The 15,766-nt window shown below is 30.1% G+C and carries 18 protein-coding genes; 8 read left to right on the forward strand and 10 right to left on the reverse strand.

Going from position 1 to position 15,766, the window contains the following annotated elements; all coding sequences use genetic code 11:
* The first annotated feature begins 17 nt into the window (after positions 1 to 17).
* Positions 18 to 572 carry a hypothetical protein gene (locus P176_RS0110970; protein ID WP_026754757.1) on the forward strand — a complete coding sequence of 185 codons (555 nt, stop codon included), beginning with the start codon at positions 18 to 20 and terminating at the stop codon, positions 570 to 572.
* 249 nt (positions 573 to 821) lie between these two features.
* Here the strand turns inward: P176_RS0110970 and P176_RS0110975 are convergent, their stop codons facing one another.
* Positions 822 to 1,070 carry a hypothetical protein gene (locus P176_RS0110975; RefSeq protein WP_026754758.1) on the reverse strand — a complete coding sequence of 83 codons (249 nt, stop codon included), beginning with the start codon at positions 1,068 to 1,070 and terminating at the stop codon, positions 822 to 824.
* Between the two features lie 30 nt (positions 1,071 to 1,100).
* Complete coding sequence (locus P176_RS19320) at positions 1,101 to 1,334, reverse strand: helix-turn-helix domain-containing protein (RefSeq protein ID WP_051605462.1); 234 nt, start codon at positions 1,332 to 1,334, stop codon at positions 1,101 to 1,103.
* Positions 1,335 to 1,407: 73 nt separating this feature from the next.
* On the opposite strand from P176_RS19320, the gene P176_RS0110985 reads away from it, so the two are divergent.
* From P176_RS0110985 to P176_RS19330, 7 genes are all read left to right on the forward strand, one after another.
* Positions 1,408 to 2,373: a hypothetical protein gene (locus tag P176_RS0110985; protein ID WP_026754759.1), complete on the forward strand. Its 966-nt coding sequence runs from the start codon at positions 1,408 to 1,410 to the stop codon at positions 2,371 to 2,373.
* 12 nt (positions 2,374 to 2,385) lie between these two features.
* Positions 2,386 to 2,559, forward strand: coding sequence for a hypothetical protein (locus P176_RS20395; RefSeq protein WP_156033026.1), 174 nt, complete (start codon positions 2,386 to 2,388; stop codon positions 2,557 to 2,559).
* A gap of 363 nt (positions 2,560 to 2,922) precedes the next feature.
* Entirely contained in the window at positions 2,923 to 3,267 is a 345-nt protein-coding gene (locus P176_RS0110995) for a hypothetical protein (RefSeq protein ID WP_026754760.1), read from the forward strand.
* A 121-nt stretch (positions 3,268 to 3,388) separates the two neighbouring features.
* Complete coding sequence (locus P176_RS0111000) at positions 3,389 to 4,282, forward strand: AAA family ATPase (protein ID WP_026754761.1); 894 nt, start codon at positions 3,389 to 3,391, stop codon at positions 4,280 to 4,282.
* Positions 4,263 to 5,246 (forward strand): DUF3871 family protein, encoded by a 984-nt coding sequence (locus P176_RS0111005; protein ID WP_026754762.1) that lies wholly within the window; start codon positions 4,263 to 4,265, stop codon positions 5,244 to 5,246. The genes P176_RS0111000 and P176_RS0111005 overlap by 20 nt, the downstream gene beginning before the upstream one ends.
* 771 nt (positions 5,247 to 6,017) lie before the next feature.
* Positions 6,018 to 7,478: a hypothetical protein gene (locus tag P176_RS0111015; protein ID WP_156033027.1), complete on the forward strand. Its 1,461-nt coding sequence runs from the start codon at positions 6,018 to 6,020 to the stop codon at positions 7,476 to 7,478.
* A gap of 141 nt (positions 7,479 to 7,619) precedes the next feature.
* Positions 7,620 to 8,276, forward strand: coding sequence for a GIY-YIG nuclease family protein (locus tag P176_RS19330; RefSeq protein WP_197022161.1), 657 nt, complete (start codon positions 7,620 to 7,622; stop codon positions 8,274 to 8,276).
* A 187-nt stretch (positions 8,277 to 8,463) separates the two neighbouring features.
* On the opposite strand, the gene P176_RS0111025 is transcribed toward P176_RS19330, so the two are convergent.
* The 8 genes from P176_RS0111025 to P176_RS0111060 form a co-directional block, all read right to left on the reverse strand.
* Positions 8,464 to 9,015, reverse strand: coding sequence for an AAA family ATPase (locus P176_RS0111025; protein ID WP_026754765.1), 552 nt, complete (start codon positions 9,013 to 9,015; stop codon positions 8,464 to 8,466).
* The gene (locus P176_RS0111030) at positions 9,015 to 9,539 is read right to left on the reverse strand and encodes a hypothetical protein (protein WP_026754766.1); all 525 of its coding nucleotides are present in this window, start codon (positions 9,537 to 9,539) and stop codon (positions 9,015 to 9,017) included. Before P176_RS0111030 ends, P176_RS0111025 begins: the two co-directional genes overlap by 1 nt.
* Entirely contained in the window at positions 9,514 to 10,755 is a 1,242-nt protein-coding gene (locus P176_RS0111035; protein WP_026754767.1) for a class I SAM-dependent methyltransferase, read from the reverse strand. Before P176_RS0111035 ends, P176_RS0111030 begins: the two co-directional genes overlap by 26 nt.
* Entirely contained in the window at positions 10,752 to 11,741 is a 990-nt protein-coding gene (locus P176_RS0111040; protein WP_197022162.1) for a radical SAM protein, read from the reverse strand. Before P176_RS0111040 ends, P176_RS0111035 begins: the two co-directional genes overlap by 4 nt.
* A 7-nt stretch (positions 11,742 to 11,748) precedes the next feature.
* Positions 11,749 to 12,345: a DUF4186 family protein gene (locus tag P176_RS20400; protein WP_051605464.1), complete on the reverse strand. Its 597-nt coding sequence runs from the start codon at positions 12,343 to 12,345 to the stop codon at positions 11,749 to 11,751.
* Positions 12,342 to 13,544 carry an ImmA/IrrE family metallo-endopeptidase gene (locus P176_RS20030; RefSeq protein ID WP_051605465.1) on the reverse strand — a complete coding sequence of 401 codons (1,203 nt, stop codon included), beginning with the start codon at positions 13,542 to 13,544 and terminating at the stop codon, positions 12,342 to 12,344. Before P176_RS20030 ends, P176_RS20400 begins: the two co-directional genes overlap by 4 nt.
* A 6-nt stretch (positions 13,545 to 13,550) precedes the next feature.
* Positions 13,551 to 14,096 (reverse strand): hypothetical protein, encoded by a 546-nt coding sequence (locus P176_RS0111055; RefSeq protein ID WP_026754770.1) that lies wholly within the window; start codon positions 14,094 to 14,096, stop codon positions 13,551 to 13,553.
* Between the two features lie 715 nt (positions 14,097 to 14,811).
* Complete coding sequence (locus P176_RS0111060) at positions 14,812 to 15,720, reverse strand: DUF6607 family protein (RefSeq protein WP_026754771.1); 909 nt, start codon at positions 15,718 to 15,720, stop codon at positions 14,812 to 14,814.
* Between the last annotated feature and the right edge of the window lie 46 nt (positions 15,721 to 15,766).

The following is a 15,766-nucleotide window of genomic DNA, read 5'->3' on the forward strand; positions in this document are numbered from 1 at the left end:
ACCGATACTTTTATTTTATGAAAAAGACGACTAAAAAAATAATTGCAAGAGAGTTTTTAATTTTAATTGTTGGGATTATTTTCTTTTTTGTCTTGCTGGTTACATGGCTTAAACTTCATGAAACCAATGCTCAAAAAGAGCAAAAACTTGAACGACAAATAACTGAAATAATTAATGTTGAACCTTTGAATTTGTTAAATGACTTTGTCAAGAATCTAAATAAAGAAGAGTTCAGGTGGGAAGATATAAATCCTAAATTGAAAAAATACAAAAGGCAATCTTTAATGGATTTTGTAGTCACATTGAATAGTGGAAAATACAAGAAATTAACTGATTTATATTCTAAATTTCCAGAATTTGGATTTAATGAAAAAGGACTGCCAAAGAAAGTAGACGAAATTTTATATTTTGAAAAACTGGATCATTTGGAAAATATCCAAAGTTCTTTTTTTAATAAAACAATCAATAGTAACGACGTATACAGATTAGCTTTTATAATTTTTTCTGCTTTTTTTGTTTTGAGATATTTGATTTATGCAGTAAGATGGAGTTTATTACAACTAAAAAATTAAAGTTATATGTTGAAAAGCAGATAATAATCATTAGCGGTACCGTAGATGATTTAATATTCGTTCTAAACAGCTTGATAAAATTCTTAAGGATTTTCTTTTTGGTGTGTATTTGCCAAATTAGTCCTAACAAACCAACCATATTTTACAAAAACTGATGCTGTTTGAATTGAAAATTATGAATCTCAGATGTTTTAAATAGATAGACGGCTTTATAATTATGTGATTCCCCCTAAATAGATGCTTTTAAACCTATTTATTTATTAGCATTGATGCAATGCTATCACATATAATTAATTGTTCATTTAAAGCCATATTCTCAGCATCAAGATATTCGATTTGGTCTTCTAAATTTGAAAGCCTTTTTTCTAAATCTCTGTATTCTGAAGTTTGTTCAATGTCTAATAAATCATTTTGAATCACAGTTTGAGATTTTTGATTAGAATCACAGCTGTAAAATAGTATTGTTATTAAGATGGTAGTTTCACTAAATCTATTCATATGTAAATATATGAATAATAGTCCATTAGTTTATTTTTGATTTAGATTAAAAAACATATTTATGTCGACATCAAGAACTGAAGAAATTTGTTTTATTGTTAAAATAGATGTGTTAATTACACCGCGTTCTATTCTGCTAATTTGGGAAATCTCAATTCCAATATCATTAGCTAAATCCGCTTGGGTAAATCCCTTTGATTTTCTAAGTCTTCTAAGGTTTTGACCGAAACTTATTAAAAACTCTTGATTTTCTATCTGATTCACGGCTAAAAATCGGATAGTAAAACAATCAAATCATAGGCAAATATGCCTATATTTATAAATTAAATTCAAGAAAATGATCACAGTTATAATAATTATAGTACTAATAATAATTAGTAAGTTTATTTATGATTCCTATCTGACCAGTAATACTGAGAAGAGATGGAGCGAGTTCAAAAGCTCTAACCCTTTAGAGGCATCAAAAGTTGAAAATTCTAGTTTGGGTGTTAAATCATCGTATTCTAAATTTCCAAGTGTATCACAGAGTAACTACCCTGGGCCCAAGAGATACTCAAAAATTGTTGAAGTACTTAATAAGAATTTATTAGATTCAAAAGGAATCATAAAAATATTAGATGGTAGGAGTTTTAAGCTTTATAGTAATTATGCTAATTGCAGTTTTGTATTTAGATATGCCATGCAGGAATTGACCCTCACGATGTTTGATAAATCTCAGAATAATGATTTTAGTTGGACAAAAAACTATAATGAAAATCAAGTATTCACCGACCAAACGGAATTTGCAAGTGATTTTGTAAAACAAGTGAAATACAAACTTCAGGAAAGAGCAATTACCAACGTCATTAAACAAGAGACTCAAAAACAGCAATCAAATGGTTTGAGCATACCCAAAGACCATGAAAAATACATACCAAATTCCAAGAGAGAATCTTTAGACTATAACAGTCATCGTAAAATGGAAACTAAATCTTATAGAGAGGACTATAAAAATTTAACTAAAGAGCTTAAAATTCTGATTAATGATTTTCTAATTATTAATTCAAAAATTAATACTAGAATCAATAAAGAGGGACTAGCTTTGACTGGCCTTGCCATGGATTTAATTGATTTGTCTAAAGACAAAATAAAAATTTTAGAAAATTTTGAATCCTTTAGCTATGTGGCTCATGAAGTACATAGACTTAGATTTAATAGCTTAATGAATTCTCTAAGAGAAAATATTCTGACTTTAAAATCAGCAGATGATGATTATCTATTTTTAAATGATGTTACACCTGATTTTATGAAATTAAGGTTTTAAATATAATTATGAATGAATCAGATTCAATTTCAAAACAAATTGTTAATATCAATATGTAATTTTGATATAGGGATTTTAAATTATTTCGAAGAAGATGCTGACTACCAATTTGATGACAGAGAATTCCTAATTGAAAGTTTTGATTATGTATTTAAAAAATTAAAAAGTGAAGGTTTATTTATCTAAAGATACTAGATCAAAATACAAATACTGTCTTAACTCAAACACATTTGGCTTTTATGATATTGTAAATAAAGAGTTTATAATGAGTCGAATAATTTACAAAATTTGCTAAGAAAAAATATGTAGTTGCAAAATGTAATAACATCATCTTACGAGATTTTAAAAATGGTGATCCCCTTTAATTTTTTTTAAATTTTTTTCTAGTCGAGTTAATTGTTATTTGAGATATAATATATCAAAAAGACACCCCCTACCTTTTTTTACACAAGAGTTACAGAGATATAAGGAGCCTACCAACACCCCCACGCTTTGTTAGCATTGGGCAAATAGCCCTTACTAAATGTATAATCTAAAAATTAAAAAACTATGGTAACAATTGTGGATTACAAAAACTATCAATCAGCAGAAGGCAAAGACTTTTGTGTTTTAATCGTACAGGGAAGTCTTGAAGCTGTAAAGAGTCAAGAAACGGACAGAATTTATTTTACTGCAAGAACCGCTAAAGTTCCTTGTACTTTCAATGAAGAAATGTGCAAGAAGATCATTGGCACTGATATCGCAGGAAGTATTAAAAAAGTTAAGGTTGAACCTTACGACTACACCATTCCAGAGACTAGTGAGATCATAACACTTGAGCATCGCTATGAATTTGTTGAAGAAGAAAACAGTGTATTAGAAAACAACGTTCTAGAGGAAGAAGAAGTATTCTAGAAAACGGAATTTAAATGAAAAAATTAAAGCCTTGGTTTATTCCAGGGCTTTTTTATTGACTGTACTATTTATTTATACAGTCTATCAAATTCAATAATTATAAAATATAAAAATTAAAAATATGATACTAGAACAAGCCAAGAGGCATCAAGTAAAATTAAGATTGGGTCTAAGTGGTGCAAGTGGTTTTGGTAAGAGCTACAGTGCTTTACTTTTAGCTTATGGAATTACCAATGATTGGAATAAGATTGCAGTTATTGACACAGAGAATGGAAGTGCAAGTTTGTATGCCCATTTAGGAGGTTATAACGTATTATCTCTAAATGACCCATACAGTCCAGAAAGATATATTCAAGCAATTAAAGCTTGTGAAGAATCAGATATAGCGGTCATAATTATCGATAGCATAACACATGAATGGAACGGAAAAGGAGGATGTCTTCAAATTCATGAGCAATTGGGAGGACGCTTTCAGGACTGGGGTAAAGTAAGTCCTAGGCACCAATCTTTTATAGATGCTATTCTAAAATCTAAATGTCATGTAATTACCACTACAAGACGTAAAGTTGACTACTCAATAGATAGCACCCAAAATGGACCAGCAAAAGTTGTCAAACATGGCACCAAAGAAATTACTCGTGAAGGTTTTGAGTATGAGTTGACAGTGAATTTTGAACTTATAAACGATAGTCATCTATGTAAGGCTTCTAAGGATAGAACCGGACTTTTCATGGATAAACCTGAGTTTATTATAAATGCGGCTACAGGGAGAAAATTAATTGCATGGTGCAATGAAGGTATTTCAATCGATGACATAAGGCAAGAAATAGAAAACTGCATCAAAATAGAAGGTTTAAAGCACTTATACGCTAAATATTCATCTGTTAAGAATGAGATAAAGCCTTTAATTATTAAACGCAAGCAAGAACTGGAGGCTCTAAGCAATCAGCTTGTTGAAACAAAAGATATTGTAGAATCACAAAACACAGAAATCAATGGAACTGATAGCAAATAACAATATAGAACAGATGGTTCTAAACAATTCAGAAGTAATGAATTCAAACACTTCTAATTTTATAGAAGCAAATACGGAAAAAGTCACTTTAAAACATTTAAAAGAGAAATGCACAATCCCAGTTTTTGCTAAGGATAATGAGACTACCATAAGCCATTTTCAATTCATAGATGAAACATTGGATGTTATAAAGCGCCAGTTTCCAGATGTGGTTGCAAAAGAACCTGAGATACGCGTAAGTCATGTGGTGAAGGGTAGAGTTCCAAGCGCTATTGGGAAGCCTGTAAAAGAGCTATTAGAGAGTGAAAAGACAATATATTATGAGCGTTGTGCATTTGTTGTTGAACTACCTCAGTTTAAACAGTTAATCAATGGAAATGAACTAGCATTATGTGTTGGTGGTGTAAGAGCATATAATCAAGAAAATCTATACAGCAAAAAAAGCTTAGAAAAATTTAAAATGTTTATAGGTTATCAAAATCGGATATGTACAAATTTATGCATAAGTACTGATGGTTTTAGTAACGAAATAAAAATAGGTTCTATACTGGATTTAAATCAGAATATAATAAGTCTAATGGATAACTATGATAGAAGTTCTCACCTGAAATCTTTGGAGTCCATGTCAAAATACAACCTATCTGAAAATCAATTTGCTCATTTAATCGGTAAGCTCAGAATGTTTCAACATCTGGACAAATTGAACCGTCAAGATAAATATCCAATCACTTTGAATGATTCACAGATCAACAACGTTGTTAAAGACTACTATAATTGTCAAAACTTTGGAAGAAGTGATGATGGTAGCATTGACTTGTGGAATTTGTACAATCTATTCACAGAAGCCAATAAAAATTCTTACATAGATTCAAATTTTGAGAGAAACGTTAATTGTTTTGAATACGTAAATCACCTAGTAGAAACCATCAAAAACGACTCAATAAGTTGGTACCTTCATAATTAATATATAGCTAATGCATGAATTTTGGAGCATTAGTAATGATAAAATATATATTGATAATGGACGATAAACAATTAACAGAATTACTTAAATATAGCTCCCCTAAGGAGTTATACATAGTGTCTTGGAATCATTTACTAAAAGTATTGTTTTGTCCTTTTGAAGTAATCACAATTGAAGGAGTAGGAGAGCTTAGAAAGGGTGAAAAAGTATTGGTTTATGAGGTTAAGGTGACACGCCAACTGCAAACCGTTTATATAATTAGAGATATACCCTATTACTATTATCATTTCGATATAATAATTTAGGGATGTTTCTTTTGATATAATCTATCAAATTTGATTTGACCTTTATGATGTATTTTCTTTACTCGATTCTTTTGAGACTTTTTTTGGTCATTAAATAAAAAACACTGAAAAGTAATCAAACTAACTGTGCTGATATGTTGTTATCGGTACAGTTTTTAACACAGAATCATCAGTAAAATACGTTTTTTATAAATAATAGTCAAAAAATTAGGAAAAATCAATAATATTTCGTATCATTGCAAGATTTTATTAATGGTTAGAATGATGAAGAGAGATGATGAAAAGCCGAAAAGACTGCACAATTAAGTTATTTGGACATGAACTCTACTCATGTTTTTCTAAATAACTATCCCATTAAAGAACTTAATAAAAAAAATCAAGTTGATAGTTTGTGATTTTAATTACCCTATATAGCACATTTATTTTGTGTGCCATAGGTAGGGTAGTATTAAAAATTATTATTAAAGTGAATAAAGAAAATGAAAAAGAAGATGATGAGGATCTATTAATTAATTACAATTTTCAAACTAATATAAGTTCTAATAATCCTATCAATTATGTTACTGACCAAAACTATCAATGTGAATTTGAAAGTAGATCAGATATAACAGGTAATTCAAGAGATTTTGAAACTAATAACCAGGTTGAAAATGATGTCACTTTCCCGATATATTTATCAGATTATAAATGTATTCAAATCCCGAGGGGTATTAGAAGAGCTCTTAATAGATTACCAAAGAAGGTATTAAGAAAAATAAATTCAGATAAAGATTTAGCCATTGAGAAATGTTTTATATTTATTTCAAACCTTACTTATAGTGTTTTTAGAGAAGATGAATTTTGGAAAAATCTTTCTTCAAAAATATTACATGACCAATTAAAAACAGGTTCAGATAATACCTATACATATAAAAGAGTAATAGAAGCTCTATCCTATTGTACTAATACTACTTTTCCGATTATAGAATGTAGAAAAAACTCTTCTAATAACGATACCTATCAGGAGGGTAAGTATTCAAAACAATATAGACTTCATTATTCTTTCAAAAATCAAAATTTAGAGAGTATTAATCTTGTTTATGATGATAATTTAAAAAAACGAAGAAAATATCATGTTGCTCAATGTAGTCAAGCTATTCAAAATTCAATTGGAAAAAATTTGATTAATGTATATTCAAAAATCACGTTACCAACAACTAATGAAATTCAAGAAAGAGCAAAAGAATTAATAAAATCGGGATATAAAAGCAAAAAAGGTAAGCTTCTCACATTTCTCAATAAGAAATCAAAAAATTATTATAAAGATGTTGAAAGTAGAACCTTTGTGGAGGAAAACTTGAAGCAATTTGAATATTTAGTTGGGAGTAACTACCTAATTCCTAAAATTGGAGATTACAAGTCTGGCGGTAGAGTTGTGGATAGTTTTAACTTAATGCCCTCTTGGATAAGATCGATGGTTAAAATCGATTCTGAGCCAATCGTTGAATTAGATTTTATGGCTTTGCATCCAAACATAGCAATGTCATTATACGGCGGTGTGAAATATCAAATCACACATGAGGAAATTGCAAATGATCTGAATAGAGAAAAAAATGAGGTGAAATTGGAACATCTGTCATTTTTTAATAAACGAGTGGAGGATATGAAGAGAAGTCCATTATTTGAATATTATTTTAAAAGAGAAAAAAATATTTTACAAAAAATAATTATTGATAAAAAGTCAAATGGTTATAAAATTACATCTCAAAAATTATTCAAGAAGGAAGTAGAAATTATGACCACTTGTGTTGAAGCAATAAATAGGCATAATATATATGTTCTATATGTTTACGATGCCTTATACTGTAAAGTTTCCGATAAGGTACAAGTATCTGAAATTATGAAGAGAAGCATAGAGAGCCATTTAATACATACTACAATTGGATAAAATGAAAGCAGATATTGTAGGCAAGTTTAAATTATCAAGAAATTTGATTAATAGAATGAAATATATTAGCGCTAATAGATTTTAAACGTTTGTTAGGGCATTATTTAACAAAAAATAGTAATGATAAAAATGAAGATGGAGATGATGAAAGAAAATTATATTATTTATAAAGTATGCAATACTGTAAATGAATCAATTTATGTCGGTGCAACAAAAATATCGATCGATCAACGGCGGTTAGATCATTTAAGTAGGGCTGAAAGAGATCATCAAAATAAATTTCAAAATGCTATCCGGACTTATGGTGATGAAGCTTTTGTATGGGAGCAGATAGACACAGCGCAAACTGTAAATGAATTAGCTGAAAAAGAAAAGAAATATATTCTAGAATTTAAAGCTAAAGAAGATGGCTATAATTCTGACTCTGGTGGTGGTTTCAAAAAATCAGTTTATAGATATGATTTGGAGGAAGGACATCTATTTGGGTCTTATAATTCCCTTGAAGAAGCTGGCAAAGTTATCGGTGCAACCAAACAGCAAATATCAAGAGCTTGTCTGAGTGTTAATAATATTTTTGGTGGCTACTATTGGAGTTATAATTTTATTGAACCTTTTGAGCCAAATTTAGATAGCAGAAAAAAACGCGTAGTACAATCTAATTCAGATGGGGAAGAATTAAGGGATTATATGTCAATTATGGAAGCATCAGAAGTTACTGGTGTAAATAGATCAAGTATAGCCAAAGTATGCCGAGGAGAACGTAATCATGCGGGAGGATTTGATTGGAGTTATAAATAAGTGTAAAATAGAGTATAATTTAAAAAAAGGGCATCTAATAGGTGTCCTTTGTTATTATATCTAGAATATTCTTGTGATTGCTGGGTACTGAAGATTTAGTTGCGGTCTAATAAAGACTAGTTATGGGGGTTTTAATAGAATCTTTGGAATTTTGGAAATCCAAATCTTTCCAAAATCAAAAAGAATATTAATACCTTGATAAAAGATTAGATATTTGTTTCTGAATATCTGGTTTTGCACTAGGTACTAAAATCAATTCACAATATTGCTTCAGAGATTTAATTTCAATTTCAACAATATGCTCATTGATTTTTATAAAATCTTCAAAAACAACATTTCTATCAATATCTTTTTCTCTCAAAATATAACGTTTATATCTAATATCAATAGGCTCATCAATAAAAATAGACTTAAAATTCTCAAAGTTTTTTTTTAGTGAAAAAAAAATATCGGTATGCCTTATTCCTTCAAACAATAAAATTTGACGTGGGTGAGGATTATAGTGCTCAATAACGTCTTTTAAAAACATATCCGCATCCTTTTGAATAAAAGATTGCCCAATATCCTGAAGGATTTTACGGTTTTTCTCGTAAGAAATATTATTATTTTTACAATATTCCTTTAGGTAATCCCCAAAAGAAATAGTAAGGCAATTTGGATCTAATTCTTTTATTTTTTCTGCTATAGTAGATTTGCCAGAGCAAATTTCTCCTATTATTGCTATAACAATATTCTTCATTATTGCATTAGATTAAAGAATGTAGGCTTATTAGCCTGTTTAATAACAGACCAAGATGTTCTGTCTTTTTTCATAATATTGAAGCTATTAAAAGTAAACACTTTTTTAACTTCAATTAATGTTATATATTTTGAAGTAGCTCTTTTTTGCCAAAAATTTTCATCTAGGCTAGCACAAATCTTATCATTATATTTTTCTTTTATCTGCTCTAGACGTAGCTTGTTGTTTATCCAATATTCTGTTCTACCAGCAACAAAAAAACCCATTATCAAACCTCCAGACTCTTTGATTAAAATTATATCTTTCTCATAAACTTTTCTAAACGGATCTATTCGATTAACAGAAAATCTTGATTCTATTGTTTTCCTTTCTTCAAGAATAGCACTTAAAAAAGGTTCATTAAATATTGCAAGATGTACGCCTATTCCGCTGTTTTTTAAAACATCTTCTTTTATTAATTTCCAATCGTCATTTTCATTAAATAATACAATTAACTTATTAATTAGCGTCTCTTTCCATTTCATAATATATATGAGCTAAGTAATCTTTATATTCTTTATCTTCTAAATTTATTATCATTTCAAACCAATCACAAACAAAATGGTTCTCTTCTTTAATTAGAATATTCCAGAATTTTTTAGGGTTATTTACCTTAAAAATCCTATTTCCGGTAGTCCAAACATTAGCTTCGTCTCTTATTTTTGTACTTCTACTTACGCTTGGTAATATATCTCCTTCTACCAGACTAGTAATTTTAATTTCCTCATCTTTTTCAATTTGATTTGAGTTAATTTTAACTCTTAATCTCATAGATTCGATTTGCAGTTCTTCCCAATTATTTTTTTCTACTTCCAATTTAGGTCTTTTCGAATTTGTTTGCTCAACTTTTCTAAAAAACGCTAAGTCTCCTTTTCTCCAAAAAGGTAAAGTGTTGCTAACACCTGCTTGTCTGAAGGCATTGAATTCAAAAAAAGGCATTGCATATTCCAGTTTTTCTGGTTCTAATTTCTCTATACATAAGCCTTGTTTTTGACAATATGAAAACCAATCGATTCTCTCTTTATCGATTCTTTCTCTAGTATTAATTGGAGGTATGCTTATAACTAATACTCCACCTGGTAACAAACATTTGGATGCTAACCATACAAACTGATATAAAAAATTACTATACCATGGAGGATCCATAATAACACTATAAAATTTGCCTATTTTATCTGGTTTTGCAGAAAAAATATCTTCTAGTATTATTTTAGAATTTTTCTTACTAAATTTTTCTAATGCTTCAACAATTGGTTTGTTTCTTTCTACCAAGGTTACATTCTGAGGAATATTACGTTGATTACAGTTGGCATATAATGTAGGCATACCAAGCAAAAGGACTTTATCCGTTTTTCCGTTTAGATTCTCAATTAGATCTGTTAAAAAATTTAAACTTTTCGCTGTATTTCTCCATTCAAAATCTAAAGGATGAGGATTTTTCAAGAAATTAAAATACCCCATATGTTTTTTTAAGTACAATTCTGAATCTTGATCAATTAAATCTAAGAATAATTCTTCATTTTTTATTTTGATAGACCAATACCCGTCTTTTTTAAAAATTTTATTTTCCTTTTCAAGCTCTTTAAGTAAATGGGAAATCTTAATTGGATCAAGTCCTCCCATTTTTTTTGATATAAACTCTAATGTTCTCGGCTGAGAACAAATCCTTATGAGTGTATTTTTTAAATGATCCTTTTTCATAAACTAATCTCTGTAATAGGTTTTTCTAGAAGATTAATATCATATCGTTTGTTCAGCTCCTTAGTCCAAACTTTAATTGCATCATACTGGCCTTTGATTAAATCTCTATTTTGATCATTCATCCTAGATATGACTGGTGTAAACTCAAATACTTCTAACGGGACTATTTTTAGAGGTAAATTTTCATGAATAGATTGAAGTTTATCCATAAAATATGGAATTACTTTATTAAAATTTGTTTTTGAAGAGGCGGTCAAAGTAATGTAAAAATACAAGTCAATTTTAAGTTCGATTAGCCTTTTAGCTAGTTCAAGTTGGTTGTTAAATAATGCAGGGGAGGCTTGCGTATTTAAGCTAAAAGAGTTGTCGTCTATTCCCTTAAAACAGCAAACTCTACCGTACATTTTATAATTTTTGATAAGATCAATGTTCTTATTGGTTAAAAACCTCCAGAAATAATCATTACTTAAATTATCATCAGACCATAAATAAATATCATTATCTAAACCTCTTTCGATTAGTGAATTCATCATCCAAGGAATCCACTCTGGTGTTAAGTCAGGCTGACCTCCTGTTAAATCGATAACCTTTGACGGATTTTCTTCCTTTAAATATAGGTCCAATAATTCATCACAAGTCTTAAAATTAGAATATTTAGGACTTCCAGAAAGCAACTTAAAGTCTACAAAACAATACCAACACCTCCAATTGCAAACGGAGTTTTGGAAAACTTGTGCTCTAATTTCTTTGTTTGCATTTATGCCTAAAGCTCTGGAGGCAGGGAGAATGGGTAGGGGGTTATCTGGCCAATGTTCATTTCTATAATATTTAAAGTGTCTTACTCGACCGAAGCCCTCACAATTAGGTTTGTCTTTAATGTCCTTTTCTTGTTCAGAATTGTAAAAGTTAGTTATAGACACGGATTTTCTCTCTATATCTATACCTTTAATTCGTAAATTTTTTGAAAGTAAATCTGTGTCTATCAATTTCATATTAGTTTTCTAGAAGGTTAGGAATTCGATCTTTGGCATATAATAGAACAAGCTCTTTGAAAAATTCCAACTGTTCTTCAGTTAATTCATCTTCAGGTGGAATATTATGCCAAATTTCTATGCATTTTCTACAACAAGTGGCTGTGGCATGTTGAGCATAATTTATGATATCACCATTTCCCATGGGAGTTTGTCTTCCATCCCAGAATGAATTATGTTTACCAACTTTTGACTTAAGAACTTTTCTTACTCTAATTTCTAGCTTTTCCATTCCCTCTTTTACGGCTTCATCTCTAGCTTGATCATCAATGTCAGTATGCCAAAAGACATGTCGAATTAATTCAGTCTTCATTTGGGAAAATATAAATTTCACATCCTTTAGATCTCTTTTATGAAGTCTATTCCAATCTATCAGATCTGTTCCGCATTCTCTGCAGACTCCTTTTTTGCCAAACTTTTTTATTGACGATTTCTTTAAACTAAAACAATGTAGTTTAGATTCACATTTTGTGCTTCCACACGTAATATCTAAAGGTGTTAAACTTTGGACTGGCACTTCAGCTGGAACCCTTGTGAACTTTCCTCTTTTATTTCTCATATTGTATTAATTGCTTTAGAAAGCATATGTCTTTCTAATTTATTTAAATGATTATAATTAATTTTATCTATTAACTGATCTTTTACTATTTTATATGGTAGAGGCTTTGTTATCTGTAATGAATTAGCAGTCCCCCACCAATTATCCCCTTCGATATTTAACCTGTAGGCAATATAATTAGCCAGGAAATCTGGTCTAATATTCTCTTCTTCAGCAACACGAAGAACTGACTGTTTTAATCCTTGAATCCTTCCATTAGCGTTATCTACACATTTTTGTGCTAATTCCTCTGCTTTATTTCCAAATATTATTCCATTAGCAAAGGCATTAGCCTCTCTCTCCTCAATAGAATCATTAGCTTGTAATGGTGAAATTTCCTGTTCTTCAATAACTGATGAATTAGAATCTTCTAAGTGAACAAAGACATGATATAACTCATGCAGTAGATCAAATATCCATTTAGCATGAGAATCTGTTTTCTGTTTAAGAACAATGATATGTCTTTCTTCTATATTCCAACTAGCTCCATGAAATACTCCAGAGTCATTTAATGGTACTACACAAATGCCTAAATCCCAAACTGCTTTAAGTATAGATTCAATATCAAAATCCCCTTCTTTATTTGTGATTATAGCCTTAAATTCTTTAATGTCTTTTGGATATTCCTTTATGATGATGTCTTTACATCCAACAGATACAGTTTTTGCAATAAACTGTGCATAATGTGAATATGCATTTATTTGATGTATATTGGTATTAATAGGTTTTTTGAAAAATGCTTGACGCATTGGTGCTGTTGATATGCTTAAAACTTCATCGTTAATCAGAGATTCTCTACTAAAACCAAATATTTGAGATAAACAATCAATAGTCAATTCTAAATCCTCTGTGCTTCCTGTATTTGACGAAGGATAATTTGGGATAATTTTGTTTTTAATCAATTGACTAGGGAGACCATTTTTTGATAACTTTTTAAATAATTCTTTCCAAGTAAATTTTATTTCGATTTTTGAACTTTGAGTTAAATCAATATTTGAAATAAATTCTAAGGCTTCATTCTCTAATTCTTCAATATCGTAGCCATTTTCAATCAAAATTGATTGAGCTGTATTTAAATCGGAACTTATTAAAGAAGATTCCGAGATAAAATATTTCTTTAAATCAGCTGTTTTTATTTTTTGGTTTTTATTTTTTTTCATGACATCTTAATTTAAGTTAGTGATTACTTTAATCTGCCTTCTTAATCTTTTTTGAATATTTCTTACTTCTTTTATATCTATATCATACTTATCTGGTATATCTGATGGCTTCATTCCTTCAATTAGGGATTTGAATACCAGCCACATAGGTTCATCCTGAAATAAAGTTTCTTCAATTCTATCAATTAAATCATTCGTTATTATAATATCTTCTAATATTTCATCAAAAAATATTGAATCATTAAAATTTAGCATAATGGAATCCGAAAGTTTCTCTCTCTCCTTAGATTTCATTAGATTCCATATGAGACTGTTAACAACATTCTTTAGAAAATTCAATAGATCTGGTTCTTTGCTGGCATCCCATTTTCTTTTACCTTCAAAAAGTAATGTAACAGCTTCATGGGCAAAATCTTTATACTGTTTTCCCTGCATCCTAGATTCAGAATTCAACCTGAACCAGTTTAATCTATACACAGAATGGGCATATAGTTTTTTCATTATACAAACCCAATCGTGTTCTATTAATTGTTGCTTGAATTGCTCGTCCATTCTAAATAATTTATAATATTATCTTTCCTCTAATATTAATTGCTCTGGAGAATACACAATTTGCCATAACTTCAAAAAAAACAAAATAAGGTAAACGCAACAAAAAGGGAATTAAGGATATTACTTACTACATATTTAGGGTATGTTGTCTTGTAAGGAATGTTTAAAAATAATAAAAATTTGGATACTGTAAGGAATTTCATTTATTCTAAATCGCTTAAATAAGGCTTATTAGAAGTTGTAGAAATTATTATGAATAATAAATTTTTTTCATGGAGTTATAATGGAATATAGGAATTTATTTGGTGTTTGATTTTTAAAATAAAATTGAGCTAATTTGTTTAATTCATTAAATGAACTCAAGAACACTTAGTCAAATATTTGAATACGATAATTTTGCGTAATTAAATAAGGTGTTCTAACAAAAATAAATTGTGAAATATTATCGCGGGTTCGAGTCCCGTCCAGACCGCTCAATTGCTAAAAAGCTTCAATGTAAATTGGGGCTTTTTTTTAGCAATATAATGACGTTGTGTTGTTCCCATAGAGATATGGGAGTTGTAAATACCCAATGCGATTGGGTGCTTACCAATGAAAGGCTTTCCTTTTCCGAATCTTCGGAATTGGGATGCTTTTTTGTTTTGGGACTATGCCTAAAAAAGAAAACCACCTCCATTAAAATGAAGATGGTTTTTCTAAAAACGACGTACGGTTTTTATTCTATCACATAAGAGTCTATCACGTCGTTTACAGTCTTGGTGTTAAATGTAAAGTCTTCTGAAAAGAAATGCGCGTATAAAGGCTTATGATCAACCTTATGCTCTAATTTTAAATCTGACGCCCTTTCAAATACATTATCCCATTTGGCTCTAACAATAGCCCAATTTTTTTGGTTGTTCGCCCAATAGTCTTGCGCCACTTTACATTTGCTGTCTGCAACTTTTTTGTAAGTGTTGAGGCCTTTCTCCTGCGCCAGTAACACATCCTCTTTACCTTCGGTACGGATGACTTTATCATTGTCTTGATCATGAATCCATCCTTCTTTAGTAATGGCATGTCTATTTCTTCTCACGGTGAGATTGTAGTCGTTTCTTTGGGTATACTCACGTCTTGGCAGTGGGGCAGAAGTGGTGTTTTCCCAAAAACTTTTGCCGTCTACATGCACCCAAGTAGCCGAACCTTCATATCTCGGGCTATCATCTACTTGAAAGACTTTTTGACTCCACTGTCCTTTAACGTCTTGCTTAGGCAATTGGGTATAGACCCATTGGTTATTGGCGTCATAGGTATACAATTGAGTATTTTCATACAGCCAATCCTGTCGCCAATGTTTAACAACGCTAGGGGCACTAGGATTTCCAACAACAAGTAAATGCTGCATTACAATTTTATCGTTACTGTCCTCTACCAGTTCCACCCATTCTAAGGCTTTGTCGTGCTTTACTTCTGAACCTTTGTAGAGGGAATCATTAGAATATTCGAATGTTTCGGCAAAATCAAAGTTGACTTCAAAACAACCGCACATCTTTTTTATGGCCTCTTGATCTTTCTCTTTTTTGTCTTGTGCATGTCCAGTTAAGATGAACGCAAAAAGGCATACAGCTGATAATGTGATTTGTTTCATTTTTGATAGGTGATTCATAGTGATTAAATAATTAAAAATTTACTAT

The organism is Sediminibacter sp. Hel_I_10 (assembly GCF_000688335.1).
In the GTDB taxonomy this organism is placed as follows: domain Bacteria; phylum Bacteroidota; class Bacteroidia; order Flavobacteriales; family Flavobacteriaceae; genus Psychroserpens.

Coding starts and splice junctions, on each gene's coding strand:
- P176_RS0111000 (WP_026754761.1), top strand. CDS start 3,389: ATGATACTAGAACAAGCCAAGAGGCATCAAGTAAAATTAAGATTGGGT.
- P176_RS0111035 (WP_026754767.1), bottom strand. CDS start 10,755: ATGAAAAAGGATCATTTAAAAAATACACTCATAAGGATTTGTTCTCAG.
- P176_RS20400 (WP_051605464.1), bottom strand. CDS start 12,345: ATGAGAAATAAAAGAGGAAAGTTCACAAGGGTTCCAGCTGAAGTGCCA.
- P176_RS0111030 (WP_026754766.1), bottom strand. CDS start 9,539: ATGAAATGGAAAGAGACGCTAATTAATAAGTTAATTGTATTATTTAAT.
- P176_RS0110975 (WP_026754758.1), bottom strand. CDS start 1,070: ATGAATAGATTTAGTGAAACTACCATCTTAATAACAATACTATTTTAC.
- P176_RS20395 (WP_156033026.1), top strand. CDS start 2,386: ATGAATCAGATTCAATTTCAAAACAAATTGTTAATATCAATATGTAAT.
- P176_RS0111005 (WP_026754762.1), top strand. CDS start 4,263: ATGGAACTGATAGCAAATAACAATATAGAACAGATGGTTCTAAACAAT.
- P176_RS0111055 (WP_026754770.1), bottom strand. CDS start 14,096: ATGGACGAGCAATTCAAGCAACAATTAATAGAACACGATTGGGTTTGT.
- P176_RS0111060 (WP_026754771.1), bottom strand. CDS start 15,720: ATGAAACAAATCACATTATCAGCTGTATGCCTTTTTGCGTTCATCTTA.
- P176_RS20030 (WP_051605465.1), bottom strand. CDS start 13,544: ATGAAAAAAAATAAAAACCAAAAAATAAAAACAGCTGATTTAAAGAAA.
- P176_RS0110985 (WP_026754759.1), top strand. CDS start 1,408: ATGATCACAGTTATAATAATTATAGTACTAATAATAATTAGTAAGTTT.
- P176_RS0110995 (WP_026754760.1), top strand. CDS start 2,923: ATGGTAACAATTGTGGATTACAAAAACTATCAATCAGCAGAAGGCAAA.
- P176_RS19330 (WP_197022161.1), top strand. CDS start 7,620: ATGATGAAAGAAAATTATATTATTTATAAAGTATGCAATACTGTAAAT.
- P176_RS0111025 (WP_026754765.1), bottom strand. CDS start 9,015: ATGAAGAATATTGTTATAGCAATAATAGGAGAAATTTGCTCTGGCAAA.
- P176_RS0110970 (WP_026754757.1), top strand. CDS start 18: ATGAAAAAGACGACTAAAAAAATAATTGCAAGAGAGTTTTTAATTTTA.